At 45.6% G+C, this 26,326-nt stretch carries 20 protein-coding genes; 10 read left to right on the plus strand and 10 right to left on the minus strand.

Annotation, left to right across the window (positions count from 1 at the left end):
- The 8 genes from OSC7112_RS33175 to OSC7112_RS33210 form a co-directional block, all read right to left on the minus strand.
- Positions 1-1,698, minus strand: coding sequence for an RHS repeat-associated core domain-containing protein (locus OSC7112_RS33175; RefSeq protein WP_015179787.1), 1,698 nt, complete (start codon positions 1,696-1,698; stop codon positions 1-3).
- Positions 1,674-2,723, minus strand: a complete 1,050-nt coding sequence (locus OSC7112_RS33180) for a WG repeat-containing protein (RefSeq protein WP_015179788.1) — start codon at positions 2,721-2,723, stop codon at positions 1,674-1,676. The genes OSC7112_RS33175 and OSC7112_RS33180 overlap by 25 nt, the downstream gene beginning before the upstream one ends.
- A complete protein-coding gene (locus OSC7112_RS41475) occupies positions 2,720-11,329 on the minus strand; it encodes an FG-GAP-like repeat-containing protein (protein ID WP_223300941.1) in 8,610 nt (2,869 codons plus the stop codon). The genes OSC7112_RS33180 and OSC7112_RS41475 overlap by 4 nt, the downstream gene beginning before the upstream one ends.
- Positions 11,330-11,507: 178 nt before the next feature.
- Positions 11,508-12,122: a transposase gene (locus OSC7112_RS33190; protein ID WP_015211734.1), complete on the minus strand. Its 615-nt coding sequence runs from the start codon at positions 12,120-12,122 to the stop codon at positions 11,508-11,510.
- Between the two features lie 41 nt (positions 12,123-12,163).
- Positions 12,164-12,709: a helix-turn-helix domain-containing protein gene (locus tag OSC7112_RS33195; RefSeq protein ID WP_015211735.1), complete on the minus strand. Its 546-nt coding sequence runs from the start codon at positions 12,707-12,709 to the stop codon at positions 12,164-12,166.
- A 22-nt stretch (positions 12,710-12,731) separates the two neighbouring features.
- Complete coding sequence (locus OSC7112_RS33200) at positions 12,732-13,298, minus strand: hypothetical protein (RefSeq protein WP_015179790.1); 567 nt, start codon at positions 13,296-13,298, stop codon at positions 12,732-12,734.
- Between the two features lie 480 nt (positions 13,299-13,778).
- Positions 13,779-13,952 (minus strand): hypothetical protein, encoded by a 174-nt coding sequence (locus OSC7112_RS40510; RefSeq protein ID WP_190274472.1) that lies wholly within the window; start codon positions 13,950-13,952, stop codon positions 13,779-13,781.
- A 651-nt stretch (positions 13,953-14,603) separates the two neighbouring features.
- Positions 14,604-16,265: a phosphatase PAP2 family protein gene (locus OSC7112_RS33210; RefSeq protein ID WP_015179791.1), complete on the minus strand. Its 1,662-nt coding sequence runs from the start codon at positions 16,263-16,265 to the stop codon at positions 14,604-14,606.
- A gap of 430 nt (positions 16,266-16,695) precedes the next feature.
- Between OSC7112_RS33210 and OSC7112_RS41480 the strand changes: the two genes are divergently transcribed.
- The 10 genes from OSC7112_RS41480 (at position 16,696) to OSC7112_RS33260 (ending at position 24,352) form a co-directional block, all read left to right on the plus strand.
- The gene (locus OSC7112_RS41480) at positions 16,696-16,881 is read left to right on the plus strand and encodes a hypothetical protein (RefSeq protein WP_015179792.1); all 186 of its coding nucleotides are present in this window, start codon (positions 16,696-16,698) and stop codon (positions 16,879-16,881) included.
- Positions 16,882-16,890: 9 nt separating this feature from the next.
- Positions 16,891-17,310: a tetratricopeptide repeat protein gene (locus OSC7112_RS41485; RefSeq protein ID WP_015179793.1), complete on the plus strand. Its 420-nt coding sequence runs from the start codon at positions 16,891-16,893 to the stop codon at positions 17,308-17,310.
- Positions 17,311-18,163: 853 nt separating this feature from the next.
- The gene (locus OSC7112_RS33225; RefSeq protein WP_015179794.1) at positions 18,164-18,427 is read left to right on the plus strand and encodes a hypothetical protein; all 264 of its coding nucleotides are present in this window, start codon (positions 18,164-18,166) and stop codon (positions 18,425-18,427) included.
- Positions 18,428-18,452: 25 nt separating this feature from the next.
- Entirely contained in the window at positions 18,453-18,962 is a 510-nt protein-coding gene (locus OSC7112_RS33230; protein ID WP_015179795.1) for a hypothetical protein, read from the plus strand.
- A complete protein-coding gene (locus OSC7112_RS33235; RefSeq protein ID WP_015179796.1) occupies positions 18,959-19,585 on the plus strand; it encodes a nucleotidyl transferase AbiEii/AbiGii toxin family protein in 627 nt (208 codons plus the stop codon). Before OSC7112_RS33230 ends, OSC7112_RS33235 begins: the two co-directional genes overlap by 4 nt.
- Positions 19,586-20,628: 1,043 nt before the next feature.
- Positions 20,629-21,030, plus strand: a complete 402-nt coding sequence (locus OSC7112_RS33240; RefSeq protein ID WP_015179797.1) for a plasmid mobilization protein — start codon at positions 20,629-20,631, stop codon at positions 21,028-21,030.
- 65 nt (positions 21,031-21,095) lie between these two features.
- Positions 21,096-22,679, plus strand: a complete 1,584-nt coding sequence (locus OSC7112_RS33245; RefSeq protein WP_015179798.1) for a relaxase/mobilization nuclease domain-containing protein — start codon at positions 21,096-21,098, stop codon at positions 22,677-22,679.
- Positions 22,680-22,959: 280 nt separating this feature from the next.
- Positions 22,960-23,298, plus strand: coding sequence for a hypothetical protein (locus OSC7112_RS33250; protein ID WP_015179799.1), 339 nt, complete (start codon positions 22,960-22,962; stop codon positions 23,296-23,298).
- Positions 23,299-23,615: 317 nt separating this feature from the next.
- On the plus strand, positions 23,616-24,032 hold the full coding sequence (locus OSC7112_RS33255) for a XisH family protein (RefSeq protein ID WP_015179800.1): 417 nt from the start codon (positions 23,616-23,618) through the stop codon (positions 24,030-24,032).
- Entirely contained in the window at positions 24,020-24,352 is a 333-nt protein-coding gene (locus OSC7112_RS33260; protein WP_015179801.1) for a XisI protein, read from the plus strand. Before OSC7112_RS33255 ends, OSC7112_RS33260 begins: the two co-directional genes overlap by 13 nt.
- Positions 24,353-24,765: 413 nt before the next feature.
- Here OSC7112_RS33260 and OSC7112_RS41490 read toward each other — a convergent pair whose 3' ends face one another.
- Together OSC7112_RS41490 and OSC7112_RS33270 are read right to left on the minus strand one after the other, a co-directional pair.
- Positions 24,766-25,161 (minus strand): Fic family protein, encoded by a 396-nt coding sequence (locus OSC7112_RS41490; protein ID WP_041623885.1) that lies wholly within the window; start codon positions 25,159-25,161, stop codon positions 24,766-24,768.
- Between the two features lie 74 nt (positions 25,162-25,235).
- On the minus strand, positions 25,236-26,309 hold the full coding sequence (locus tag OSC7112_RS33270; protein WP_015179802.1) for a hypothetical protein: 1,074 nt from the start codon (positions 26,307-26,309) through the stop codon (positions 25,236-25,238).
- Positions 26,310-26,326 lie beyond the last annotated feature (17 nt).

Genomic DNA, 26,326 nt, shown 5'->3' on the forward strand with positions numbered 1-26,326 from the left:
CTAGGGATTACGCAAAGGACCAGCATTTATTAGGCTACCATCCGTAAAAAATGCTTGTCCTGAATAACTACTAGGTCTTAAAGTCCTAGGTCTATCATACTGCAAACTAACTGTGTAGTTGACGTTGACAGGAGGACAACCTGGTGAGTTTTTTTTGTCTAGTTCTTTTCTAACAGGATTTTCAAAAAGAATTCTCCATCTTTGGTTTGATCTTCCATTTTGAGCAAAAAGATTGTTAAGGTTATCACCTTGACCTCCCAATTGTTTACCTACAATATGTCCTCTGTTATCACCTCTTTTAAAATCAGGGGATCTTTTGGTTGCCTTAGTACCTGTCTCCGCAAAGAAATAACCTATAAAAGCATTCGTGATATCTCTTCTTACGAAAATTAGAGGGTTTTGTTGGCGGGCCTTTACGATATCTTCTATATTAGTGGCAAACTTAATGCCATTATCCTCGTATAATATTACACGTATTTGAAAAAACACTATCCCCCATTGACCCAGAGGATCTATTCTATCAATAGGACTATTCTCCACATACCGATAAAGATTAGCATCCCCACCATCAAACCCAACAGCATCCTCCCCAATAAACCGTCCTATCCCCGGATTATAATACCGACTCCGATAATAATACAACCCAGTCTCAGCATCAAACTCCCGCCCCGTAAACCCATACCGACTCCCAAACGCCGGATTGCTTTGAGAAACCACCCCACCAAACGCATCATAAACAACATGATTCGCCACACTCCCGCTATTATTCACCCAATCTTTAACCGTCCCCAACTGGTCGCTCAAAGCCCACAAAACTGTTCCCTGAGCATTCTCTTGCGCTAAAAGTTGGTCAACACCACTCCCATAAAAATACCGCTTGTCCAAAACAGGCTGACTCGTCCCTGAAGCTGTAAAATCAAACAGTACATTATCCCTGTCATACACAAACCGAGTTTCTGCATTCCCCACTTTCTTGCTAATTCTCCGATTCTGAGAATCGTACTTAAACCCTACATTTTGCACTGCATTCCCCGCAGCATCCTTATCAACAACCCCCGCCAACCGATTCCGATAATCCCACTGATACTCCGTCACCTTATTGGTCGCAATCTCAGTCCGACTTATCAAATTACCTTCATCATCGTAAGTATAATTATACTTACCATCAGAATTCAACCGATTGTTGGTTCCCGCCTGATATCCCGAACTATTCCGATTGCCATTGGCATCGTAACCGAAACTTTCATCCGGCTTGTTGCTGTTAGAATGGTCGGCAACTGTTAGCTGATTGTTCTTGTCGTAGGTGTAGTTAGTAAACCCATCTGCATCAGTAATCTTGGTAATCCGATTCCCATTATCGTAATCCAAATCGTGAGAAACTCCGCTACCGTGACTGAGAACATCCAAACGATTCTTAGCATCGTATGTGTAAGTAGTTCCTCTCACCAACTGACTGCCGTTCAAATCGGAATAACGGTTAACTGATTGGATCTGACCGATATTATCGTAACCGAAATCTACCCGTTTTGACGCCACGCCGTTACCGCTTTGAGTGATGCGGCTGACTCGGTTTAAATTGTCATAGGTGTAAGCAGTCGTACCTTTGGCTTCACCGTTAATTGTATCGCTGACAGACAGCAAATTGTCTGAACTCGTGTTTTCAAATCTCAATCTCAATATAAAGAACTCCAAACCCATTTTCCTTTTTTATCAATATAGCCATACTTATAAGACCAAAAAGTATTAATTATTACCGATGCTAATCCCCCTTCAAATGAAATAGCTTCATCAAATTGCGGTGGAATAGCTATTTTGCCTTCTAGGTCAATGTAGCCCCATTTTTGATCTATTTTTACGAGTGCTAATCCATCAGTAAAAGATTCTACCGCCGAAAAATTTAGCGGTACTATTATTTTTCCTGTTGGTGCAATGTAACTTTGCTTATTACCAATAGTAACTAATGCAAGTCCATTGCTAAATCCGAAAGCTCGATCGAACTGTGGCGCTATAATAGTTTTACCATCTTTATCTATATAACCCCACTTGTTGCCAATTTTCACGGCTGCCAGTTTTTCAGAGAAAGAGTTAGCTTCAATAAATTGTGGCGTTATAATAGTTTTACCATCTTTATCTATATAACCCCACTTATTGCCAATTTTCACGGCTGCCAGTTTTTCAGAGAAAGAGTTAGCTTCAATAAATTGTGGCGTTATAATAGTTTTACCATCTTTATCTATATAACCCCACTTATTGCCAATTTTCACGGCTGCCAGTTTTTCAGAGAAAGAGTTAGCTTCAATAAATTGGCTAGAAATTACTATCTTCCCTCTTTTGTCTATGTAGCCATATTTTCGATCGACTATTACACGTGCTAATCCTTCATAAAAATCAAACAATTTCCAATCTGGCGATGGTGAAATAACTATTTTTCCGGTTGTGTTGATGTAGGCAAACTTATTATCGCGTAGCTTAACTATTGCCAATCCTTCTCTAAAATAGTTGGCTTCCTCAAATTTTGCTTCAATAACAATCCTCCCATTTTGATTAATATAGCCAGCTTTGAAACCTCCTCCATTGCTCCTTATTTTTATAGGAAAAAGATGGGTTGACTTTGGTTCTTCTTCACTAAAAAAACTGTCAGAATCGCTATGAGGTGGCAATTTTGATTGACAAGACAGCAAACAAAAATAATAAAACACAGCTACAAAACTTCGTCTATTCATTCCACAAAAATCTCTCCATATTTTTTCAGCTTTGGTCCTCGACCAATAAAAGAGAGGAGAAATGCTGCTCTTCCAAGATTATCTTCAACTAATTCAGTTTCAGTTAGATCCAGCATATTTTTTATTTTGTCCCAATCGTTTCGACCTTTTTCTGTGTTGTTGGGAATGGTGATACAACCTAAGGAAAGAGTTCCAGGATGTAGTCTAAATGCTCCCCGACCATATAAATCATCATCTCTATCATTCCTGGGTTTAGAATCAAGTCGGTCTAAACGATACCAATTTTGCGTTGTATGCTCGAGAATTTCATACCTACCTTTAGGAATGGGACCTTTATCAGGTACACTCTCAAGTTGAGGTTGATCTTTAGCTTCATCTTTTCCAGAAAACACATTTACAATAATAGGAGCACTTCTTTGGCTTGCATCGGTGAGTAGTAGCTGCTTATTACCTCGATTGTATACCCCCCATACTAAAAATCCTGATGGGTCAACTGAGTTAATGGAATTATTCCCCACATACCGATATAAATTGGCATCTCCACCCTCAAACCCGATCGCATCTTCGCCAATAAACCGCCCTATTCCCGGATTGTAATACCTGCTCCGATAATAATACAACCCAGTCTCACCATCAAACTCCCGCCCCGTAAACCCATACCGACTACCAAACGCCGGATTGCTTTGAGACACCACCCCACCAAACGCATCATACCCCACATGATTTACCACACTCCCGCTATTATTCACCCAATCTTTAACCGTCCCCAACTGGTCGGTTAAAGCCCACAAAACACTCCCCCCAGCACTCTCCTGCGCTAAAATCTGGTCAACCCCAGCCCCAAACAAATACCGCTTGTCCAAAACAGGTTGATTCGACGCATTTACTGCAAAATCAAACAGCACGTTATCCCTGTCATAAACAAACCGAGTCTCCGCATTCCCCACCTTCTTACTAATCCGGCGGTTCATCACATCATACTTAAACCCTACATTCCCAACGGCATTCCCCGCAGCATCCTTATCAACAACCCCCAACAACCGATTGCGATAGTCCCACTGATACTCCGTTACCTTATTTGTCGCAATCTCAGTTTTCCGAATCAGATTCCCTTCATCATCGTAAACATAATTAAAAGTCCCATCCGAATTCAACCGATTATTAGTTCCCGTCTGATATCCAGAATTAGTCCGATTTCCATTCGCATCGTAACTGAAACCTTCATCCGGCTGATTACTATTAGAATGGTCGGCAACAGTCAACTGGTTGTTCTTGTCATAGGTGTAATTAGTTACCTCATCAACATCCGCAATCTTCGTAATCCGATTCCCATTGTCGTAATCGAAGTCATAAGAAACCCCACTCCCGTGACTCAGAACGTCCAAACGATTCTTAGCATCGTAAGTGTAGGTAGTTCCCCTCACCAACTGACTGCCGCTTAAATCCGAATAACGATTCACCGACTTGATTTGACCGATATTATCGTAACCGAAATCTACCCGTTTCGATGCCACACCATTACCGCTTTGAGTAACTTGGCTAACCCGGTTTAGGGTGTCGTAAGTATAAGCAGTATTCCCCTTAGCTGCACCGTTAATCGTATCGCTAACAGACAGCAGATTATCTTCGTCATCGTAGGTGTAGTTTAACAGAACATTCGGGACCCCTGGAGTCCCCGTATTATCGACAGCAATTTGCCGTCCTTTCGGGTCGTAACTAAACTGGTAAGTGGAATCGGGGTCTTTTACAGATGTTAACTGACTAGCTGCATCGTAAGTAGAGGTAATTGTCCGAATTGGATTGCCAGTATTATTCAGCCAATTTTCTGCCGTCTCCCGATTTAGTGCATCGTAAGTAAAGGAACGCACGCGATTATTGCGGTCAGTAATTCGAGTTCGATTACCAACTTTATCGTATTCAAAAGCACGAGTCTTACTAAATTGATTCGTTTCCGATTTTAACCGATTTCTGGCATCGTAAACAAATTGAGTCGTATTATTTACCGGGTCTTTGATAGATGTGACATTGCCGACTTTATCGTATTCTGTGGTGGTGGTTCCAGATGGAGTTAAAGCATCAGTGATTTGGGTCTGCCGATTTCTGGCATCGTAAACAAATTGAGTCTTGTTATTGTTCCCGTCAATTTCAGCAGTAACATTGCCAACCTTATCGTACTCGGTTTTGCTGGTACTGGCAACAGCAGTCGTTGCCCCTTCAGTCACATCCGTTCTTCTTCCCAAGTCGTCGTACTTGTACTCAGTTCGGCTACTATTCGCATCAACTTGAGCCACCATTTGATTAGCAACATCGTACTCAAAGCGAGTAACTTTATCACTAGGGTCAACCTCCCGAATTAACCGACCCCGTGCATCATAAACCTTATTTGTCCGATTCCCCTTAGCATCAAAACTCGCCGTCTGATTGTTATCCGAATCGTACCGCATCTTTTCCTTAGAACCGTCAGGATTAACCGTCTCAACCAACCGATTCCGACTGTCATACCGATACTCAGTCTTCCTTCCCAACGGGTCAAGCATTAATACCTGATTCCCATTCTTATCATACTCATAACTCGTCACGGGCGAACTTAAAGGCCCGCTGCCATCCGGGTCTGGAGCCTTAACCTTAACCAACTGATTCATGATATTATACTCAGACTCAGTACGGTTCCCATTCTCATCAATTGTTGCCGTCTGATTTCCCGCAGCATCATACTCAAACTGCTGCACCGCTTCATCAGGAGTCCCCTTAGCAAACGTCGTCTTCTTCAACTGATTCATCGCATCGTATTCGTACTCAGTGCGGATGCCATTTTCATCAACTACTGCCTTTTGATTGCCCGCAGCATCGTACTCAAACTGCTGCATCGCTTCATCAGGAGTTCCCTTAGCAACAGTAATCTTAACCAACTGGTTTTTATCGTTATAATCGTAATCTGTCACCCGTCCGTTGGGGTCAGTTTCAATGTCAATTAAATTTTTATTCGTGTAGGTATAGCTAGTAACAACATCATCGCTGTCGCCAACAGCGCCTACTACGTTTGTCACTTTTATTCTGTTACCAGTAAGCGGGTCAATTTCGTAAAGAGTTTGGCGGCCCAATTCATCAGTTTCGCTGGTTACTTGATTTAAAACTGGGTCGTAAGTAAAGCTGCGTTTGCCAGTACCTCCTCCCTGTTCATTTCTCACAGTATTATTGAGACTTACAGAAACGCCGTTATAACTAACCAAGACCATATCCAAGTCGCCATCTGAGTCAACGTCTTCTAATGCCACAGATGGCTGGTATGTACCACCAACAGGATTACTATTATCAGTTGGACTTGCTAAGATACCACTGCCATTATTTAACATGACACTCTCGTAACCGTACCCGCTGCCGGAAACAACGACATCTAAATCATCATCTAAATCCAAGTCCCCTATAGCTACAGATTCAGGATAAATATTAGACCTAAGTGGGTAATTAGTTGCCACAGCGAAAGAACCATTGCTGTTACCCAATAATACAGATGCAACAGATTCTCCGCTACCTGAACTAGCCGTAACGATATCATTTCTGCCATCTTTATTGATATCTCCTACAGCTACGCCCCCTGGCCTAGAACCAGCCATGTAATTATTTTCAGCAGCAAAAGTGCCATTACCATTACCCAATAATACTGACATCCCGCCAGTTGAATAATTGGTGTCATAGCGACTTGCACTAATAATATCTAAGTTGCCATCCTTATCTAAATCATTCAAACTTACGGTTTCTGGTCGATAATTTAGCGTTATATCGGTTCGGGAAAAAGAGCCGCTGCTGTTGCCCAAAAGCACTGATATATTATTGCTAGAATCATTTGCCGTAACGATATCATTCTTGCCATCCTTATTGAGATCTCCCACAGCTACGGATACTGCCCCATAACCTACTGTATAATTGGTTGGAGTACCGAAATTACCATTACCATCGCCCAATAATACTGATACTGTACCGCTATCGGGATTCGTACCCCCATAAGGATTGGCAGTAACGATATCGTTTTTGCCGTCCCCATTTACATCCCCTAAAGCTACAGATGTTGGCTGGTTTGCCACAGGGTAATTTGTTGGAGGAGTAAAAGTACCGTCGCCATTTCCAGGTAGCACTGATACATTATTACTATAACGATTGGCAGTAATAATATCAGGAATTCCATCATCATTGACATCTTTGATTGTTGCTACACTAGAAGATGCCCCAACTGGGTAGTAAGTCTTAGCAGCAAACAACTGATCCTCGTTGTTATTTGGGGGTGTTTGAGGCGTACCGGAAAGGGAATCAGAAATGCTTTTCACATTTCCTTTAGTATCGTACTCGTAAGAGGTAGTATTGCCCCGCGCGTCAGTCTTTTTCGTCACCAACAAATTCGGATTCCTTTCAAAAGTAGGCTTATTTCCCCCGCCATCTTTTGCCGAAACAACTTGCCCGGTTTGGTCGAGAATCTGAGTAACTACCCCACCGCTACCATCAGCATAACTTGCTTCTACCGCACCTAAAGGTTGAGCTACAGGCGCATTCAAAGGATTAGTTGTATCCTCCTTTCGATAAAGTCCTTGTACCTGTACCGGTGCCACCTGCAACTGCGAACCGTCTTTACGAATTCCCCCTGTTGCCCTACCTGCAAAATCGTATAATGTTTGTTCTGAAAATCCCCGTTTGTCTACTTCTTTTGTGATGTGACGTTCGCTGTCGTAGCTAAACGTCCGCGCTTTGGTATCGGGGTCAACAATCTTTTGCAAGTTGCCAGCAGCGTCGTATTCTAACTTCGTCAACCGTCCAGCCGGGTCTTCTATTTGACTTACTTTGCCGTTTGCATAGGTCAACTTGGTAATCAACCCGGCCGCGTCGATTATTTGGGACAACTGACCCGCACCGTCGTAAATATACTTGGTCTCGTTGCCATTGGCTTCTTTGACTGAAACCAAGCGCTTGCCGGCATTGAAACTGTAAACAGTTTTGTCATTTAACGTGCGGCGAAACGTGCCGTCTGTCAGTTTCTCCAATTTGGAGAAATCCCCTGGAGGAGATACATACCCTCCCCCTGCTAGTGTTGATTTGTCGAATACCAATTCGCTGCCGTCACCGTCAATTAACAATAATGAAGAGTCGGAATTTTCTACCAATTCCTGCCATCCAGCTATTCCCCAACCGCTGCCGAAAGGACTGTTAATTGTGTTGACTGAAACTAACTTATCCTTCGTATCGGTTGAAGAACCCGCAAAAATAGTACCCGTAAACCGGCGGATGCCGCTGTTAATAGTATAGTCGTACTGACCCGAAGGCAAGGCACTCATATCGACTTGCAGGGCCGCGTCAATGGAACCTCCGCCATCCGGCATTGACCAGAAGTGTTCGCCTCCTGTCAAACTGTATTGGTTGCCAGAATATCCGGGTATTTGATACTGAAATTTTCCTGCATCTACGGTTAGTTTAGCTACTAATTTTTGGGCTGTATCGGCGGGGGCGTTATTGTAGCCGAAATGGACAATGGGTCTGGGGTCTGCTCTGAGAGAATCGTAGGTTAGAGTTAAGCTGCGGGTTTCTCCCATTGACTGATAGGGTACGAGGTCGTGTGTTTCGATTACTGCCCCGGAGTGCATTTCTACTTCAGAGGTTAAGCCGCCTTTTGCTTTGCATTCGTTGCACTTGTCTTTGGGGTTGCGGGGGTCTTGACCCGGATTTTTGGGCGAAGGTGCGGGCGGGGCGAAGAAGTGCCAACTGCTGTTGCGGATGCCACCTGAAACAGTTTCTATTGCACTCCCGTCAGCGGTAACTTTACCCGTACCTACATTGTCGAAGAAGCCCGTTGTCGGGTTAATCGACCACAAATCCATCGTCGTACCCGCGGAGTATCCCGCACGGTTGGGCAAGGATAGAGGGGCTGGAGTGGTAAACACCATATCCCCCGGCTGAATGGTGACTACCAAGTCGGTATGCAGGTTGGGCGGCAGGGCGGCGGGGGTTAATTCTGTGGGAACTTCGGTGATGCTGAGGTTTTCGGTGTAGGGGTTGCCTTCAGCATCTTGGAGGGAACCGGCTTTGACAAATACCGATGCTTTGGGAATGGCTGCGGTGGTGACGGTGGTGTCGGCGGCTGGGTTGATGTTTTTGCCGTTGGCTGTGTCGATTGGCGGCAGGTAAATCGGACGGGAAATGACGTTGTTGACGTTGGAGTAAACTTCGTGTTCCAACAACAACGGCAGTTTTTCGGCAATGTAGGGGTAGTTGTCTTCGCCTGTAATGCCGTCGCCGTAAATTTGCAGGGTATCTGGCGGCACTAATTCGGGAAGTCCGAGTTCCGCCAAACCGGGAAATTCCAGCCGCAGAATTTCAAAGGAACCGTCGGCTGCTGTTATTGCCCGCAATTCGCCGAGTCCCACCAACACACCTTCTAAGGGTTGCTGGTTGGTGTTTTGAATTACTCCTGAAATGCGAGTGAGGCCGGCAGTCGAAGGGGTAACGTTAACTGTAACAGGTCGAGAAGTTTCTAAAACTCCGTCGCTAGCGACTACCGTAAAGTTGTAGGTTCCGATTTCTTCGGGAGTGGGAGAAATTTCTAAAGTACCGTTGCCGGTGATTTTCCCCGTGGGTAAGGAAGCGGACGATTTGATGGCAAAGCTAATAGGGTCGCCGTCGGGGTCGGTTGCAGTTAGCGGCAGTTTGAATGTCTCTCCGATTTTAACGTCGATGGACTCAATTGCAGCCAAGTTTGGAGCTTGATTGGCGGCATCGGCAATGGCGGTAGCGGTGAGGGAAAATTTCTGAAAGTTGGGGTTGTTGATGACTAATTCTACGGAGTCTGAAATAGCCCCAGTATCTAGTCCCCCGGCCGGAATAGCACCGCGCAAATTGATGTAGGGTTTGCCGCTGCTGTCGGTACCGTCGGGATTTTGCAGGGTTACTCCGGCTGGCAAATCGGGGAAAACTACCGCCACGCTGCGGCTGACTGGGCTGCCAGTATTTTGTACCTGTACTGATGCTTTGTAGTTGCCGGTGGCGGGGTCAAACTGTACCTGACTGAAATTTACTTTTAAATTGGGGGCCGCTGTCAGGTTGTCGGTATCGAGACTGCCGCCGCTGGCAGTTTTGTTCTGCGTTGCCAGGAAGACTGGACTGGCGGTACCTTCTTCATCGACGGTGTTGGTGAGGTTCCTGACTTCTACGGTACTGCCAATATCGGTGTCGCTGTCGGTCAATCTGAACAGTAGATTACCGCTGCTGCTGTTTTTCAAACTGCTCAAATCAATTTCTACGGTGTCGCCGCTGTACCGCACCCGTCCGGGTACGAATTCGGCTTTGCTGCCGGCTAGGGAAAATAGCGGGGTTCCGGGGGTACCTCCGTCTAGTAGGGTTTGGTTGGGGTCGTTTGGGGAAACGAGGTAAATTTGGAACAAATCTTCAATTGCTGAAGCTGTATCTGTTTTGTCGAAGTCGGCTTTGAGTTGGAACCGCAGGGTGCGGCTGCCTGTGGCTTGCCCTAGCTGCACGGGTACTACGGCTTGGACGAGTTTGCTGTTGCGTTCGGCCAGGAGTACGGTGTCTGTTGATGTTGCTGCCCAACCTGTTGTTTGTGGGGGGGCGACGGTAAAGCTGTTAGTGACCTGGAAGTTGATGTTTTGAGATGTTTGGTTGCCGCCGGTGTCTGTTGCTTCTAGAACCGCAGTGTGGCTGCCGACGGCTAGGGGCGAGTTCGGAGGCGAGTCGTCGAACTTACCGCTGGTGTCTGCGTTCAGGGTATTGAGGCTGCCACCATCGACGGAGTATTGCAGGTTGGACAGATTTGTCCCGGTGTCGGTTGCCGTACCGATGAGTCGGGCTGTAGTGCTGTGGTTGCCTCCGGAAATTGGTGTCTGCAGGACAGTTTGGGGGGCGGCGGTGTCGAGAGTGAAATCGAGGCTGAAGGTGTTTGAGGTATTGCCGGCGGAGTCGGAGGCAATCAGGCGCAGGGTGTAGTTGCCGTCTCTGAGGGGGTTGCGGCGGATGGTTTCGAGTTGGGTCCTGCTGAGGGTGAAGCTGCCGTTGCTGCCCAGGAGGGAAGTGATGTCGGCGAATTCGGCAATGGGAGTGTCGTCGAAACCGGCACGGAAGCTGGCTATGCTGCTGCTGTCGGTGACGGTACCGCCGATCGTAGGATTGGAGGTAATGCGATCGCTGTTGGATGTTCCGGTATCGTTGGTTAGGGTGGCGGCGATCGCGGGCGGTGTTGTATCGTTGGGAACTAAGCTGTTAGCGTAGCTGATAATTTGCTGTCCCAGAGAGGTGGGGCGCCATTCTCTGGCTGGGTTGATGACACTGCCGATTGGGGTGGCGCTGCCGGTGGCCCCGATAAAGCTGACGATAATATCATTGTAGTCGCGGTCTGTTTGGGCCACCGGCTCGTCTTCAATGGCAAAGGTATTGCCCGAACCTATAATGTCGGCGAGTGCTAGCTGGTAGCCGCTGTTGGTGGAATTAGTTGGGGAGACGGAGAATAAAGGGCGGCGATCGGGGAATAAATTCCACAGCAATTGGGTGGCGTAAGATATTTGTATTGTGCCATTGGGAATCACCATGACGGCGAAGGTGTCACCTGGGGTCATCGTGAAGTTTTTGAGGCCGGTGTATGGCCCCGAACCCCAATTAAATTCTCCTGGCATTGAACCGCTGAATTTGGCCCCTTCGGTTGAGTCGTGGATTACAACGCGACCTAACGTGGAATTGGTGAGAACTCTGCGGAATGCCTCTAGTAGACGTAGGCGGGAGTTAACCTACCATTGATTATTTCTTCAATGCTTTGCCCGAATAAGTCCATTTGAAGGGTTTAGCCATTGTGCAATTGAAGTAATCGATGAATTCAAGGAGACGGGTTTTGAGTTGAGCTTTACTAAGGAAATTGGCTCGCCTGAGTAACTTACGAACCAAAATACTGAACCAAATCTCAATCTGATTGAGCCAAGAACAATGCTTGGGGGTGAAGTGAAACACGATTTTATGAGTGGGGTCACGCAAGAAATCGGATCGAGTTGGCATCGATTTAAGAATACCCGATACCCCTTTCACCCCGAGAGGAACCTCCAGCCCTTCAAATTTTGCCACAAACCGAACCAAGGATTCCGATTGATGAGTGTTCAAACAATCCATCACCAGATGCCATTTGACAGCATCAGGGTCACTAGCCATCAGGTGTTCGACGTGGCTCAGATAGTCCAACTCAGTTCGGGTATCGCCAATGGTCGCAGCGACCACCTGACCTTGAGCAACATCAAAACTCGCGATTAATGTTTGGGTGCCGTGGCGAATATACTCAAATTCTCGCCGCTCCCGTTTGCCGGGACGCATCCCACGGTCGGCAGACTTGCGCTCGATGGCTTGAATTCCTGTCATCTCATCCATCGAAATCGTCCGCTCTCCCCGCTCGGCACGCTCTATTGCACTCAGGTAGACCTCACAGATGTCTTTGATTTTTTCATCAAACTGTGGGTCGGGGGGGGATTCAACCAGTATTGTGACTGGTGCGGTTTTAAATCGGCTTCTGCCATCAATCTCCCAACATGACGAGGGGAGATGCTGGTGACTATGCCTTGTTTGACCGCTTCATCTGCTAGCTCTCGTGCACTCCAATGACTCAGCGGTCGCCCAGATATTTCCGGTTTCTCACAAGCGAGCGCAAATAATTGAAGAATCTGTTCTAAGCTGAAGGTCATTGGACCTCCGAGTCTCTCGGCATCGGCTAATCGCTGCACCACTTCCAGATTTTTGACACTCAACTCTAACCAACGATGCCGCCACAACGAAGCCATCTCTCGACTGATGTTGAGGGCACGAGCGATTTCTCGATGATTGTATCCTTCGTCTGCTAACAGAATAATCCTGGCTCTTAAGGCAATTTGCTGGGGAGTCCGATGACGGTTGACAATCTGCCACAGTTGCTCTCGTTCTGGCTCTGCCAATTGCAATGGCTTTGGGGCTAGTCTGGGCATCGATCTGTTCTACCTTCTACATCTACATATAAATGGTAGCTCTATTCACGCCCAAGTGTACTAGGATGAACGGTTGTGAACCGGGGATTAAGGTTTCCATCCCCGTGAGGCTGAAAATAGCCAGTTCCCCTTGGTAGTATCCTCCATCGAACAGGTAGTCTGCACTGACTTGTCCGCTAGCACCGACTTGGAAAACTCCGGCTGGCAAGCTGCTATTTTTTGCCTGCCGTTCGGGGGTGGATGTGCCGAGGAGTTGGTTCCAAACGTTGCGGCTAGCTTGTGTTTCTACTTTTTCGCCAGTTAAGATGTCGCTGCTTGCGGAGGCTGAGGGCAGGGCATTTGGGGCTGACCCCAAGAGTTGCGGTTGTGTTAAAAATTGTTCAAAACTATTGCCATCTTCAACTTTTTGTGGTGTTAAAATTTTGACATTGGATGCTTGTAAAACTGGAACGGGAATGCTGTTGGAACTGTCGGCAATACTGCCTGAATTTAGTAACTTTCCTGATGTGAATGGAGTAGTTTCCGTTAATTCTGAATTAATTTCAAATGGCTTTTGCAGAGGCAACAAAACGTCTTGAAAATTCTTCATATTTCCTCGCACCCTTTTAGCAGTTAACTCAAATCGCCATCGAAATTTAACTGAGAAGTAAAAATTCACTGCAGACAGGCGCAGATCGACTCAGCTCCGTTTGGAGCGAAACTGACGCTAGCAATTATGCGCTACATCTTGTAAATGTATTCTATTTTTTCTCTGTTGCAAATCATATACTGCTCTGGGTTTTATTTGTTCTCAAAAAGAGTTAAGATTTATCAACATAGATTGCGAAATGTAAGCTCGCGAAATGTAATATTAATTTTTAGCACTTAAAAATTACAGAGGCGTTGAAAATTGTTGTAGAACCTGTGAGAAAATTGTACAAAAAGTAAAATTTGATAGTACAAAGCGCGAACCGTGTCTTACCAACTGCTTCACTCATGACTAATGGCTCTTACTCTTCACCAATTTTGAATTGCAGGCGATCGGTAAACAGTAATTAGTAAATAACGATTTGCTAACGAATACTACGAATCACGTGTCGGCGGATGCTGCAGGCAATATTGCTAACGGTATTTCTTTGCTTCCTGCTATTTCTAATAACGGCAAGCGAGTGGCGATACTCTCATCGGTAGGGCTGGTCAGGATACTTTTATGTTGAGTGCGGGGTTGGAGGCTGATACGATTGTTGATTTTATTCTGGGTCAAGATTCGATTCAATTAGCTAGGGGTTTGAATTTTGGGAAACTTTCGATAGTGGCGGGAAATAATGGTACATTAATTAGATGGGCGAGCAACAATCAATTATTGGCGGTGCTGAGTGAAATTTCTACAAATGCGCTCGGACTTCAAGATTTTAATTCAGTTGAGTTATGAGATGTAAAAATTTTTTTTTGAGGTGATAAGCGTTTGGACAATTCAGAATAAAAACGTGAGTTCAACGCCTCGCGCTCGCGACGGTCAACAGAGACTCCTTCTTACTCGCTCGCGCGGTCGCGATTGTGAGCGATAATTCAAGGAGACAGGCTTTGTTGCCAGATCAACTGTCGTGCTCCGCGATCGTGAGTACCGAGCGGCAAACTCCCCGTATTGAGGGATAATTCAAAGCAGACAGACCGCAGACTGCATCGATTTTCGAGAGCGCATAGCAATCGAGTTTAACTAAATATTATACCAGTATTGTTTGGGATTTTTGATACTCTAATAAAGTCTTTTGTGCGTGACGAATAATTTCCAATATATAAGGTTTATCCTTCGGTTAAATGCTAATCGGAATAGAGAATTAAGGATAGAGTTATTTTACCTGCTGGCAGTCTATTTGCAGGCATCGGGGAGCTCCCCGATGCAGGTCTGTATCTGTTAAACCACAGTCTTAAACAGATTTTGCGCGACGAAATTGCCCACTGCTAAACCAGTTGGCAGCGCATCATCAACCGTAGCCTCGCGCACGTGCACGCCGCCGTAAACCCGGCTGATGGCATCCTCATAAGCAGCATCGTAAAAACTGTTGTAAGTGCGCGTTACACCGGGCATTTCTTGGGAAACTGCCGTAAAAGAGTAGTTGTCACCAAAAAAGTTGGTCATCACTCCGGCAAATGCACCGCTAAAAGTCGAATGTCCAGAGATGTAATCTGGGAAGGGCGGGGTGGGGCTCAGTAGGGGCTCCCATTCCGGGTCAGTCACCGTTCCTGAAATGCCTTTTTTCTCGCCAAATCCCCCGGTAATCAAATCGTCAGGTCGGGGTTGAATGACTTTGCTGTTGTACTTGGCATCCCAAGCCACAATCCCAGCATCGGCCAAAGCGACGTTCAACTCGGCAAACAAGCGGGCATTTTCCGGGACGGTTGTTTCCTCGCGCATGGCGACTTCTTCAGCAATTTGGTTCAATTGTCCGTAAGGCCGGAAAGTGTCGGCGCGATCGTCCGCCCAGAAAATCGCGATTTCGGTTTGGTCGGGAGTCCGCGTCACGGTGGTGTTTGCGGTACTCTGTTTCCCCCCCAACAGTCGAACTTCTTCCAAGTCTTGCACGAAGCGATCGGTTCCCGGTACGCCATCTAAGCCTTTCGGGGCAAAGGCTGCGGTGTTGGGGATAGCGAAGGGCTTGACTTTGCCCCAGTTTGGCCCTAGTGCCGCGCCTTTGTTGGGGCCTTCTGTTTTCGGTCGCCAAACGTAATCACCCTCTGGGGGAACGTAAGGGGCATTGTTGCTGGAACCGTCGTTGGCGCGGGAGGCGAGGATGGTGTCAGCAACGAAGTTCCCAAAGGCGACTCCATCGGCCTCGGCTTGCGGCGTGTCGTCGATCTCTGCTAAGGATCGGGCGAGTTGTCGATCGAATAATTGAGTTTGATTTGGCAGCAGTGTGACCAACGCTTTGTGGGCTGCTGCTGCTGCTGCTGCTTCCTCGGATGCGCCAACGGGGGCGGGAGTGTTGACAGCATAGGACGTGTGAGTGCGATCGAACGCATTCACCGCATCGTAAACTGAGAGGGAAGTAATCGCCATCAGGCGCGACCCTACAGTAGGCGGCACGCCCCGTCCTGCTTTCCCTTCAGCTTGGATCGCATTTAAAGCGGTGGCATTCCAGTCTAGGACAACATCGCTTCCGGTTGCCGAAACCAGTTTCGAGATTTGCTTGGTGTTATTGTTCTGGTTAATTTCGGCAATCAGGTTGCAAGCCCCCGGAGCTCCAACCGAGGTCATGTTGCCATAGTTCAACCTAACGGTTGTGGATTGTCCCGGAAGCAGGTTGACTTGTTGGATAGTGGAGGTTAGCAAGCAATCGTTGACTAATTTGCCGTCTGGGGCGCGATCGATGGTCGAGTCTGTGGAAGTGTAGAGTTTGACTGTGACGGGGCCTGTGACTGGTGCGGAACCTTGATTTGTCAGCTTCACGTTGACTTTAGCTCGATCGCCCATTTCAATAGTTTTGGGCAAATCTATCTTGCTGAATTTAGCCACTAAATCCCCTTGAGAGGGAAGTAAATTTTGAGCTGTTACTAGATCTACAACTTTTTGATCCATTGATGTGACCTTCTTGAAAATTTCAAGCTTTTTGTTATTTCAAAGCTATCCGACTATTCACCCCTTTTATGTAGCATTAATTTCAACGGGCAAATAATAAGTTTCTTATCTATCTTTAGATAAGAACATATCCTCGGTATGGATACAACAGTGTTGTATCCCGTGTTCTAGGTAATGGAAAATTTGTAGGTGTTAGCGAGATTAATCAAACAGGACTTACGCAACTGACACATGATGAGTACGAGATCCCTTGCCCATCACCGTAACCCGTCCTCTTAACTTACAAGTTGACAACCGGATCAAAACGTGAAAGGATTTTCGATTTTCCGAAAGTGCGATCGTAAACAACTTGATACCCCTCTTCTGTCGCTAAGTGTAGGAGACCGCAATCATAATCACTCCAGACCGCAATCAATGGTTTTTGGCTGGTATGTCGATCGCACTTTCACTTCACCTAAGTCAGACAGTGGCAGCAGCCGTGCCTGTTGGTAAAGTCCTACAAACAGCACAAACTAACAGTAGCGACGCTGCCCAAAAAGCTTTCAAAGAAGGAGCACAACTCTACCAGCAAGGAACGGCCCAAGCAAAAAGAGGTGCGATCGTCAAGTGGGAATAAGCATTAAAGTTGTATCGGCAAGCAGGCGACAATAGAGGGCAAGCACTTAGCCTCCTTGGTCTTGCCAGAGTCTACTCACAATTGGGAGTAAAACAGAAAGCGCTAGAGTATTACAGCCAGTCCCTTCTCCTGAGTCGGGCAGTAGGTGATCGCAGCGGGGAAGCTGCCACCCTTTTCGGCATGGCTTCTGTCAAAGGCGACCAAAACAATCTTCCCGAAGCCCTCAACGACATTGAATCCTCTCTCAAAATCATCGAAAACCTCCGCACCAAAATAGCCAGCCCAGAACTCCGCAGCTCATACTTTGCCACAGTGCAGGAATACTACGAATTTTACATCGAACTGTTAATGCAACTGCACCAAGCTAATCCTAAATCCGGTTATGATATCAAAGCATCAGAAGCCAGGAAACGTGCTAGCCACCCCTAAAAAGTAACGCATCGCAGTAGAAAAATGGCAATTTAGGCAATTATAAAATCGTTCACTTCGCTACCCTCGGCATTGCCAACAGAAAAATCCCAAACTGTCAGGAATTGTGATTTCCTTGACCGGCGTTGCAACGATCGCAGACGCTCTCACCCTTAAGACACCGTATTAGGGTCTGCTCTTAACCTGCCTTCATAGCAACAGTTTAGCCGATTGCTTCATCGCGGGCTCGACAACAGCAATTTACGCGACTGTCAAGGCTGACATAACGACTACTTTGTTGCCACTTTTCTCACACTTGCTCAACTTGATTCTTAATTCAACTTAGGTATCGTAACTTGACTATTAAATCAATTCGGATTTTGTTAAAAACGCTAAAAAATTAGCTAATTGTTGCGTCAGCTAAAATCAGGGATTTGCAGTATAAAGTCAGACGGAAAGCAGTATAAAGTCAGGTAAATGCAGGTATTTGCAGGGGGTGCACTTTACCTGCATTTACCTGACTTTATACTGCAAATGCCTGACTTTTTCGGTCAAATTACTGCTTTTTTGTGCAGAGACTGCCTTTGCTTGTTGAAACTGGTTATGGCTGTTCTTGAGTAGTAGCAAGCAATGGTTTTGCGATCGCAAACCATGATTAATGCGTGCAGAAAAAAAATAATACACCCTGATGTATGGGGCATCATAGGTGTCAAGCGACTTGATTTTTACCCGATATCCAACTGTGCTGATTGCACGAACATTGCTCCTGCTGTTGTGGAGACCCTTGTGACAGCATCGGCGTCAATTGCCCCAACTGTCCCCATCGCACGCTTAGCGGATCGAGCCTCACTCGCTCTCTTGTAAACTAAATTTTATGCAAGATAGGAAGCTAGGGAAAAAAGTTAGGAGCAGTGGTAGCAATAGCAATGTTGGGAGATATATTTATACCGATACGGGTAAAGGAAAGTTGCGGCTGAGTTTTCTCAAACTTCTAGTGCGATCGCTCCTACCTACAACGGCTTCAAGCAACCGGGGCGAGCGCTGTATTCGCTACATGGCTCACGCCCTTCAACAAGCGCCGAGCGGTAAATTAAAGTCGCCACACCTCGAATATTCGCTATTCGCGAATGTAGAATGAAGGAACAATGCGCTCGAAGCGAACTATGCTAAAACCCCAAGATATCCTTGCAATACTCAAAGTCCACAGTTGGCTTCAAGCGAACTGGACGTACAGCACCCTAGCCAAAAGCTTAGGCATGAGCGCGTCAGAAGTTCATGCTGCTCTTGAGCGATGTGAAGCAGCAGGCCTCTATAATGGCGAAAATAGGAGAATTGTGAAGCAAGCATTGCTTGAATTCTTGGTTCACGGACTACGCTATGCGTTCTACACCCAACCCGGCCCTTTAAGTCGGGGACTGCCAACGGCTCATTCGGCTGAACCGTTGAAAAGCAAGCTGGTTGCCTCACCTTTGGAAGGTTATGTATGGCCAGATCCAGAGGGTATTGTGAGGGGGCAGGCGATCGCGCCCCTGTACCGCTCAGTCCCTGTCGCTGCCAAGAACGATCCAGAACTCTACGCTTTGCTTAGCCTGATTGACGCACTGAGGGTAGGTCGGGTGCGGGAGCAACGTTTAGCCGCTAGCGAACTTGAAAAGAGAATTGGTACACCATGAACCAGCAGATATCCATGCTGGAAACAGTCGCCCGGGTACTCTCTCAAGTACGCACTACCATCGTCTTCACAGGAGGGGCAACAATATCGCTTTACCTCGATGAAGCTGCGGCCCCCGACATTCGACCTACTGATGATGTTGATTGTGTCGTCGAAATCATATCCAGAGCTGAATATTATCGGCTCTCAGACTTGTTGCGAACCCTTGGGCTTCAAGAAACTACAGAATCAGGCGCACCCCTATGTCGCTGGCAGTATGAGGGCATTTCAATTGATGTGATGCCGTGCGATGAATCGGTACTGGGGTTTTCTAACCGCTGGTACAAGCCAGGTATTGCTAATTCTATTCACTACCAACTTCCAAGTGGTAGGCAAATCCTAATTTTTTCAACGCCTTACCTCCTCGCCTCCAAAATAGAAGCTTTCACGGGTAGAGGCGGGGGTAACTTTTATTTTAGTTCCGATATTGAAGACATCGTGGCAGCGATCGACGGGCGTTCTAGTTTGTTCGAGGAAGTGCAACAAGCTGACTATGAAGTGAAAGCATTTTTATCAGGATGGTTTCGAGCCGAGCTGGAAAATCTGTGTTCCATCGCGCCTGCTTTCAAGAGAGTCCGCTGCTAAAAATTCAGGTCGCACTCGCTTGCTCTTGCAAAGAATTGAAAGGCTGGCGATAGTAGTTTAGTAGTTGACTGCTAGCAATAGACGGCAGCGGACACTCGATCGAGGTAAGCCTTACACTCGCTCTCAGCTCGGCGGGCGAGCGCAAAAACCAGATAGTCCAGCCTCAACTTTATTGCTGGCATAGTGGGTAGTACGCTATAAAATCGCTTCTAAAATTTTAGCTACCTGCCAATTTCCTCACACTTGCTCAACTTGCTTCTTAATTCAATTCCGATGCCGCCCGTTGACTATTAAATCAATTCATATTTTGTTAAAAACGCTCTTAATCGCGCTTTGGTTGTGGAGCGTTAAAATCAGGCATTTGCAGTATAAAGTCAGGCATTTGCAGTATAAAGTCAGTGAGATTACAGGCATTTGCAGGGGCTGCACTCTACCTGTATTTACCCGAACATATCCTGCAAATGCCTGCAATTTCTTGCCAACTTACTGCTTTTTTGTGTCGAGCGTACATTTGCCTGTTGAGGCTGGTTATGGCTGTTCTTGATTAGTAGCAAGCAATGTTTTTGCGATCGCAAACCCTGACTAATTCGTGCTGACAAAAAATAATGCACCCTTATGAATGGGGCATCCTAGGTGTCAAGGGGCCTAATTTTTACCCGCTCTTCGACTGTGCCGATTGCTCACATTGCTCCTGCTGTTGTGGCGGCTTTTGTGGCAGCACAGGCATCAATTGCCACAACTTTCCCATCGCACTTGGGTAGTGATCGCTCAAAAGCTCGCTCTCTTGTTAACCAGCCATCGCTCTCTTGTTAACCAGCCCTCACCATCAGACGTTTAATCGTCTGACCGCGTGCGATCGCCTCACTCGCTATAATTTATACAAACAAATTAAATTAAGTTAGAGTTGGGTAGGGGTCAGTCTCACTTTGATAAACCCTCTAATAGCCCTCTCCAATTGGAGGGGATAAAATCACCTGAATAGCGCTTTTAAATTACAGTTGTTAACTTGTATCTTGGGAAAAGGTTTTTACTGATTAAAAACTATGAAAACTTTACCGGAAGCCAAACCTAGAGAGCTGTTATCCAACCATATTCACATTCGCCTAACTGACTCTGACTACAATCAAATTAAAGCAAGAGCCTCGCTAGTCAATTTGAGCATGAGCGACTTCATGCGCCGTGCAGCTTTGAGGAGAACCATGCCGCGCCCTCTAGCTGCATTTGACTTAAAAGCCTATCAAGTTTTGTGCAAGATTGATGCCCAATTGAGAATTGCAGGAAACAACCTCAATCAGATGAAGAAAGCTTGCAATAGTGCTGTGGCATTGGGAGAACCAGTTGTTGTCAATACAGGACTCTTAGAAAGCGTGCAGCAACTCATTCGAGAAAACGAAGGTGCAATTAAAACAATAGTTGCAAACCTCGCCAAATCTACAGTACGCTAATTATTAACAAGCCTGGGCTTTACCGCCTGAGCAATCGATTCTGTGCAACTGACGGCTTTCCGGTTATGATTGGCAAACAAATCAAAGGTACAGGCTTTCGGGGCTGTCTGAACTACGTATTGGGCAAAAAAGACGCCGCTCTAATTGGCGGTACTATGTGCGGACAAACTCCTGAAGAACTCGCTGCTGAATTTGCCATCGCCCGACAACTAAGACCTAACCTGAAAGTAGCAGTTTTTCACGCCACTTTATCTGTCTATAGCACCGAAAAACTAGAAGATTCTGAAGAAAATGACCAACGCTGGCTGGCTATCGCAGCCAACTACATGAAAGCGATGGAATTTGACAACAACCAATACGCAGTTGTCAAGCACAGCGATACAGAACACGACCACATCCACATCGTCGCCAGTCGCATTTGCCTAGATGGAGGTGTTGTTGACGATAGCTGGGACTATTACAAAAGCCAAGAAACTATTCGCCAACTCGAACGGAACTACAACCTGGAAACTGTTACACCCAGTTGGGAAACAGACAAGCGAGCTCAGACTACAGGAGAACACAGGCAATTAAAAAGCAAGGGAAACAAGAGCGTCAGGGTGCAATTGCAAGACCTAATTGATGAAGTTACCCAAGACAACCCAAGTATGCCAGAATTCGTTGAGCGGTTGCAGCAACAAGCCGTAGAGGTGCAAGTCGGATTGACTCGAACTGGCTTCAGTAAAGGCATTTCTTACAATTTAGATGGAGTCGCTTTAAGCGGCACTCAGTTGGGTAAAGCCTACACTTTTTCTGGATTGCAGAAGTATCGAGGCGTTAGCTATGACAAAGGGCGAGATAACGCCCTAATTGAGGCTTTAATGCAGCCACAACACTTAGCTATCGCCCCCAGCGAGGCAGAGGAAAATGAGTTAGAGTCGTCACAATCCGAGTTAGTAGCAACTCTATCTGCAACAGCAAATGAGCTAGAGTCGTCACAATCTGAGCTAGAAACAACCGCACCTGCAACTCCTGCAACAGCAAATGAGTTAGAGTTACAACTGTCAATCCTGCCTGAAAGGAATGAAACTCAGTGGCAAAAAGTCCGATCGCATCTAGCAGTCGAGTACAGTTTACCTTTAGAGTTACTCGATTTATTGCACTCTCATTCTTGGCTGTATGCCGGCTCAGAAAAGGCTGTCTTTACAGGACGGACGCTTGAGGGAGAAGCCCGGTTCGCTTTTGTTCTCGATGAAAGAGGCAACTTTAGTACCACCCATCCCCTGTCATCTGAAGCTGCTTTCTGGGTAGCGACTACTGGAGAAATTGAGCGAGCTGTGATTGCCTGTAACCCAATCGAAGCCCTTTCAATTTTGCTTATTGAACAGGATAACTCTACAACAGCACCAGCGACACTTTACCTAGGAATTGAACGAGCTTCACAACTGCCTATAGAATTCTTACAAGAACTCGATAGCGTTATTATAGCGATTACAGAAGATTCTATGCTCGCTAGAAATGCGAGCGCGCTGCTACCGAATGCAGAAATTGTTAATCCACCGTCAAGTTGGAATGAGAGCTGGATACAATTAATTGAGCAAGAACAGCAAAATTTTCAACAAAATAACCAACCTTATAAACAGCGCATCCAAGAAATTGAATTGGATTAGTTATGGTTCCCTGACAAAGTGAGTATTGTCTAATAAAAACGCTACTTAACAAATCTCCAACTTACGACCTAAATTACTGATAGTGCTGCCACTAAGTATTACAAATTTTTGAATAGATTTATCAACTATTTTTTCTTAATCTGCTAAGTAAATTGAGACGGCGCTTGCTCATTGTTTTTTGTAAGCCGACCTTGATAAAAATAAATTATTTATAGGTTTTTTTAATCCTACAAAAAAATGAGCGCTGGCGCGCCAAAAAATAAAGTATCGGAGATAAAAAATGGAAGTATCGCAAACCAACACCTACTACTTCAATAATTTAACCTTGATCCACCACACAGAAAACGAACTGTACATTATGGGAAGGCAAACAACACTGGTCTTAAATTTTCAACAAACAAGCTATCAAACGCTCGACCAAATAATCCACGTTCTGCGACTTTTGAGAGACAAAAAAGTCCAAGACAGAAAGTCAATTATCGAGCAAGAGCTGCTGGCCTTAAACTTCCAATTCCCTCTCGAAAGCAGCAACCGTAGCAACAACGACACCAACAATGGTAGCAGCAATGGTAGCAGCAACGGCAGCCCCAAAAACTGCGAGCTAAAAATCGACTGGTAATTAAATGATGCCGGAGAGATAAGTTTGTTTCTCCGGCAGCCACTAGCAAACATTTTTCGCCACATCCAAAAAAGGCTTCCTCTCATAGCAGCATAGGTGTATCTCCTGCACTAAGAGCAAGCCGATATGTTCGAGTCGTCGGGCGCAACACTATGTCGGCTGCACAATTATATTTGGACGAAAGGCTTCTTCTGATCTAAAAAAAGCCGAGGGGCAAAGTTTTGTGGCGCTGCCCGAGAACATCGCTTTCAAATGAATAGGGTATATACTTGAAATAAAACTCTCGAAGATATTAAACACAACGAGTCAGTACAGCTATGTCTGCTAAAGATGTCTTTCACGAAGTCGTTAAAATCGCTCTCCAGAAAGATGGATGGCAGATTACTCACGATCCATACACTTTACAAGCAGGAACTCTAGAACTTTACATCGACTTGGGTGCCGAAAGGGTGGTTGCGGCCGAAAAAGACGGACAAAAAATTGCCGTTGAAATCAAAAGCTTTATTGGCCCCTCCAAAATCTCCCAGTTTTACACAGCATTAGGACAATTCATTAGTTATCGAGCAGCTTTGCAACAACAAGAAACTGAGCGCATTTTATACCTAGCAGTACCCAGCAATGTCTACGAGAGTTTTTTTACAATGGGGTTTATTCAGTCTTTAATTCAACAAAACCAAATTCATTTAATTGTTTACGATATAGAGCAGGAGGCGATCGCACAATGGCAAATGTAGACCTTTACAGACAACACATCCAAAATCTGCTCTCCCAACACGCCAGTCTGGTGTGGGATGAGCGAATTCAGGCTCAAACTATCTTTGATACCGAGCGCGATCATTATCAATTAGTATATGTGGGCTGGCGCAATCAGCGGCGAATTTATGGCCCAGTTTTGCACCTGGATATTATGGACAATAAAATTTGGATTCAGCAGGATGGAACAGAGGTAGGTATTGCCAACGAACTTGTAGAATTAGGAGTTCCTAAGCAAGACATTATACTTGGTTTTGACCCCCCTAATATGCGACAATTAAGTGACTTTGCTATTGGATAAGTTACGCTTAAGGGTTAAAAAAATTAGCTATTTTTAAGGCTACTTTTTTTAATAGTTAACCGCTTTCGTCAGCTTGCATAATTTTGGCAATTGGGTGTTAGATTTCGTACTTGAACTTAACATCCGGTTGCTGGCGCGTAATTCCTGCATCTATTGCTTTCGCCAATGCGCCTCAACTCCTCGCCCCCGACATTCCAAACGCCCAGGATCCCTCTCCCGTCGCAATAGGTTAATAAGGGGAGGGGGAAGGAAGGATAAGTTTTCGCTTTTTTTCAATAAAAGCTAACAATAACCTGGATTTTTCCGTCCCTTTACCTTCCCAAGTAATCAGCTTTTTCTCCCCTTCCCCTTCCCCTTGTTAATTGCATCCAATACACTGGCCGTTTTAGTTCCTTTTGCGGATGTAACATATCCTACCCGCTGCTCAAATTCCCGATAAGCTGATAGTAGCATGACTCCCAAGAAATACTCCCAGGCCTGGTAATAGAAAGAATGTGGTTATAATTAGTGTGAATTGTAGTTAGCACGTCCCGATAGCCCGCAATTTCTTGTTCTGAACAATCGCGCGGCGTTGTTTTTTCTGTTACTAATTTCTTAATCCGTTCTAGCGGCACTGTAATGCCTTCAATGCGGTTAGAAGATTCGGTACTCTGAATAACCGCAGCTTGGCGCAAAGTGCCTAAAACTTGTGGGGCTTGTTGCTTAAATAACTCCTGCTTTCCCTTGTATTCTCCAACTAAGCGAATCGTTTGCAGAAGTCTTTGGTTGAGCTGTTGACTTTCAATGAACCCCTCTTCAAATGACAGCATATCTATTTTATCTCCTTTGTATTAATTATAAATATTTATCGCAGTCAATAACTCGGATATTGCGTGCGCTCGCATCAAAACTTTGAAAGCCGATTGCAAGCAGAACCGACGCCAAATCCAGATAAATAAGTAAGGCGATAGTTGCTTTTAGCCATAGCCCTTGCCTCTCTTGTTGTCCAAGGTTTGACGCTTAGCAAATCGGGTTCAGTTTCCAGTTGCTTTAAATAAGAGCGATCGCCCGTTACAAAGGCAATCGCAATCGCCAAGAACTTGCAACAGCTCAAAGGAGCCTGAACCACCTGCTTTTCAGTAAACCTAACCACAATCCAATTCCACTCTAAGAATAATTGATTGCGGCGCATATCGCTGTCTGCATCGCAGCAGTGAGTGGGCTTCTTAGATTTGCCAGCATAAGGTTCATCAATCTCGACATCAATTCCGAGTCCAGATGGAGTGTGAATTACAGTAAAATCTGCTGAATAGCTCCTCTGAGATAACGGAATTTTAAACTCTGCTGCTTGGACAACTTCCTCGAAATATTGCTGTAAGTATTGCAAAAAGCGTTGTTCACTCACTCCTTGCCGAGCTTGAGATGTGCCATTAGGACTAACGCGAAGTGACATCAAATCCTTGAGCAATCGATTTCTGGAATCTAACTCAAGTTTTGCGCTTTTTAAACCTGTCTGCAACCCTTCTTTTTCCACCTTAAAACTAGAAAATTCTTGCTTTTTATTCGATGATAAATCTTGATGGGATAATATATTTTGTTGGTTGTACTCAAGAACTTGCTGTTTATACCTGGACAGCAGTTTTTGACGGCAACCAAATACATAACTATAAGCAGCCGCAATTAAACATGAATAAGCACCTACTACCAACAGCATTTCCCACCACAGCCAACCCCAAGAAATAGCTAACAGCGGAAGTACGATCGCACCATAGAGCCAAAACACCCAAATTAACCACAGCAACTTGACAGGTAACACCACAGGTGGTTGAGGCGGAGTCAGCAAAACAACAGGTTGCTCAAATTGTTGAGTTTCTTGAAGTTGGGATGAGGTGGCACAACTAGAAGTTGCCTCTGGCAAAGGATATTGATGGCAGAATTGCATTACCACTTTTGGGTAAAAAACTATAGGATAATTCATAACTTTAAATACTCCTT

Origin of the sequence: Oscillatoria nigro-viridis PCC 7112, assembly GCF_000317475.1 — a bacterium.
GTDB lineage: Bacteria > Cyanobacteriota > Cyanobacteriia > Cyanobacteriales > Microcoleaceae > Microcoleus > Microcoleus nigroviridis.

Bases quoted from the DNA above. Each gene is read 5' to 3' on its own strand.
- OSC7112_RS33175 (WP_015179787.1), bottom strand. From the start codon at position 1,698: ATGGGTTTGGAGTTCTTTATATTGAGATTGAGATTTGAAAACACGAGT.
- OSC7112_RS33180 (WP_015179788.1), bottom strand. From the start codon at position 2,723: ATGAATAGACGAAGTTTTGTAGCTGTGTTTTATTATTTTTGTTTGCTG.
- OSC7112_RS41475 (WP_223300941.1), bottom strand. From the start codon at position 11,329: ATGACCCCAGGTGACACCTTCGCCGTCATGGTGATTCCCAATGGCACA.
- OSC7112_RS33190 (WP_015211734.1), bottom strand. From the start codon at position 12,122: ATGGATGAGATGACAGGAATTCAAGCCATCGAGCGCAAGTCTGCCGAC.
- OSC7112_RS33195 (WP_015211735.1), bottom strand. From the start codon at position 12,709: ATGCCCAGACTAGCCCCAAAGCCATTGCAATTGGCAGAGCCAGAACGA.
- OSC7112_RS33200 (WP_015179790.1), bottom strand. From the start codon at position 13,298: ATGAAGAATTTTCAAGACGTTTTGTTGCCTCTGCAAAAGCCATTTGAA.
- OSC7112_RS33210 (WP_015179791.1), bottom strand. From the start codon at position 16,265: ATGGATCAAAAAGTTGTAGATCTAGTAACAGCTCAAAATTTACTTCCC.
- OSC7112_RS41480 (WP_015179792.1), top strand. From the start codon at position 16,696: ATGTCGATCGCACTTTCACTTCACCTAAGTCAGACAGTGGCAGCAGCC.
- OSC7112_RS33225 (WP_015179794.1), top strand. From the start codon at position 18,164: ATGCAAGATAGGAAGCTAGGGAAAAAAGTTAGGAGCAGTGGTAGCAAT.
- OSC7112_RS33230 (WP_015179795.1), top strand. From the start codon at position 18,453: ATGCTAAAACCCCAAGATATCCTTGCAATACTCAAAGTCCACAGTTGG.
- OSC7112_RS33235 (WP_015179796.1), top strand. From the start codon at position 18,959: ATGAACCAGCAGATATCCATGCTGGAAACAGTCGCCCGGGTACTCTCT.
- OSC7112_RS33240 (WP_015179797.1), top strand. From the start codon at position 20,629: ATGAAAACTTTACCGGAAGCCAAACCTAGAGAGCTGTTATCCAACCAT.
- OSC7112_RS33245 (WP_015179798.1), top strand. From the start codon at position 21,096: ATGATTGGCAAACAAATCAAAGGTACAGGCTTTCGGGGCTGTCTGAAC.
- OSC7112_RS33250 (WP_015179799.1), top strand. From the start codon at position 22,960: ATGGAAGTATCGCAAACCAACACCTACTACTTCAATAATTTAACCTTG.
- OSC7112_RS33255 (WP_015179800.1), top strand. From the start codon at position 23,616: ATGTCTGCTAAAGATGTCTTTCACGAAGTCGTTAAAATCGCTCTCCAG.
- OSC7112_RS33260 (WP_015179801.1), top strand. From the start codon at position 24,020: ATGGCAAATGTAGACCTTTACAGACAACACATCCAAAATCTGCTCTCC.
- OSC7112_RS41490 (WP_041623885.1), bottom strand. From the start codon at position 25,161: ATGCTGTCATTTGAAGAGGGGTTCATTGAAAGTCAACAGCTCAACCAA.
- OSC7112_RS33270 (WP_015179802.1), bottom strand. From the start codon at position 26,309: ATGAATTATCCTATAGTTTTTTACCCAAAAGTGGTAATGCAATTCTGC.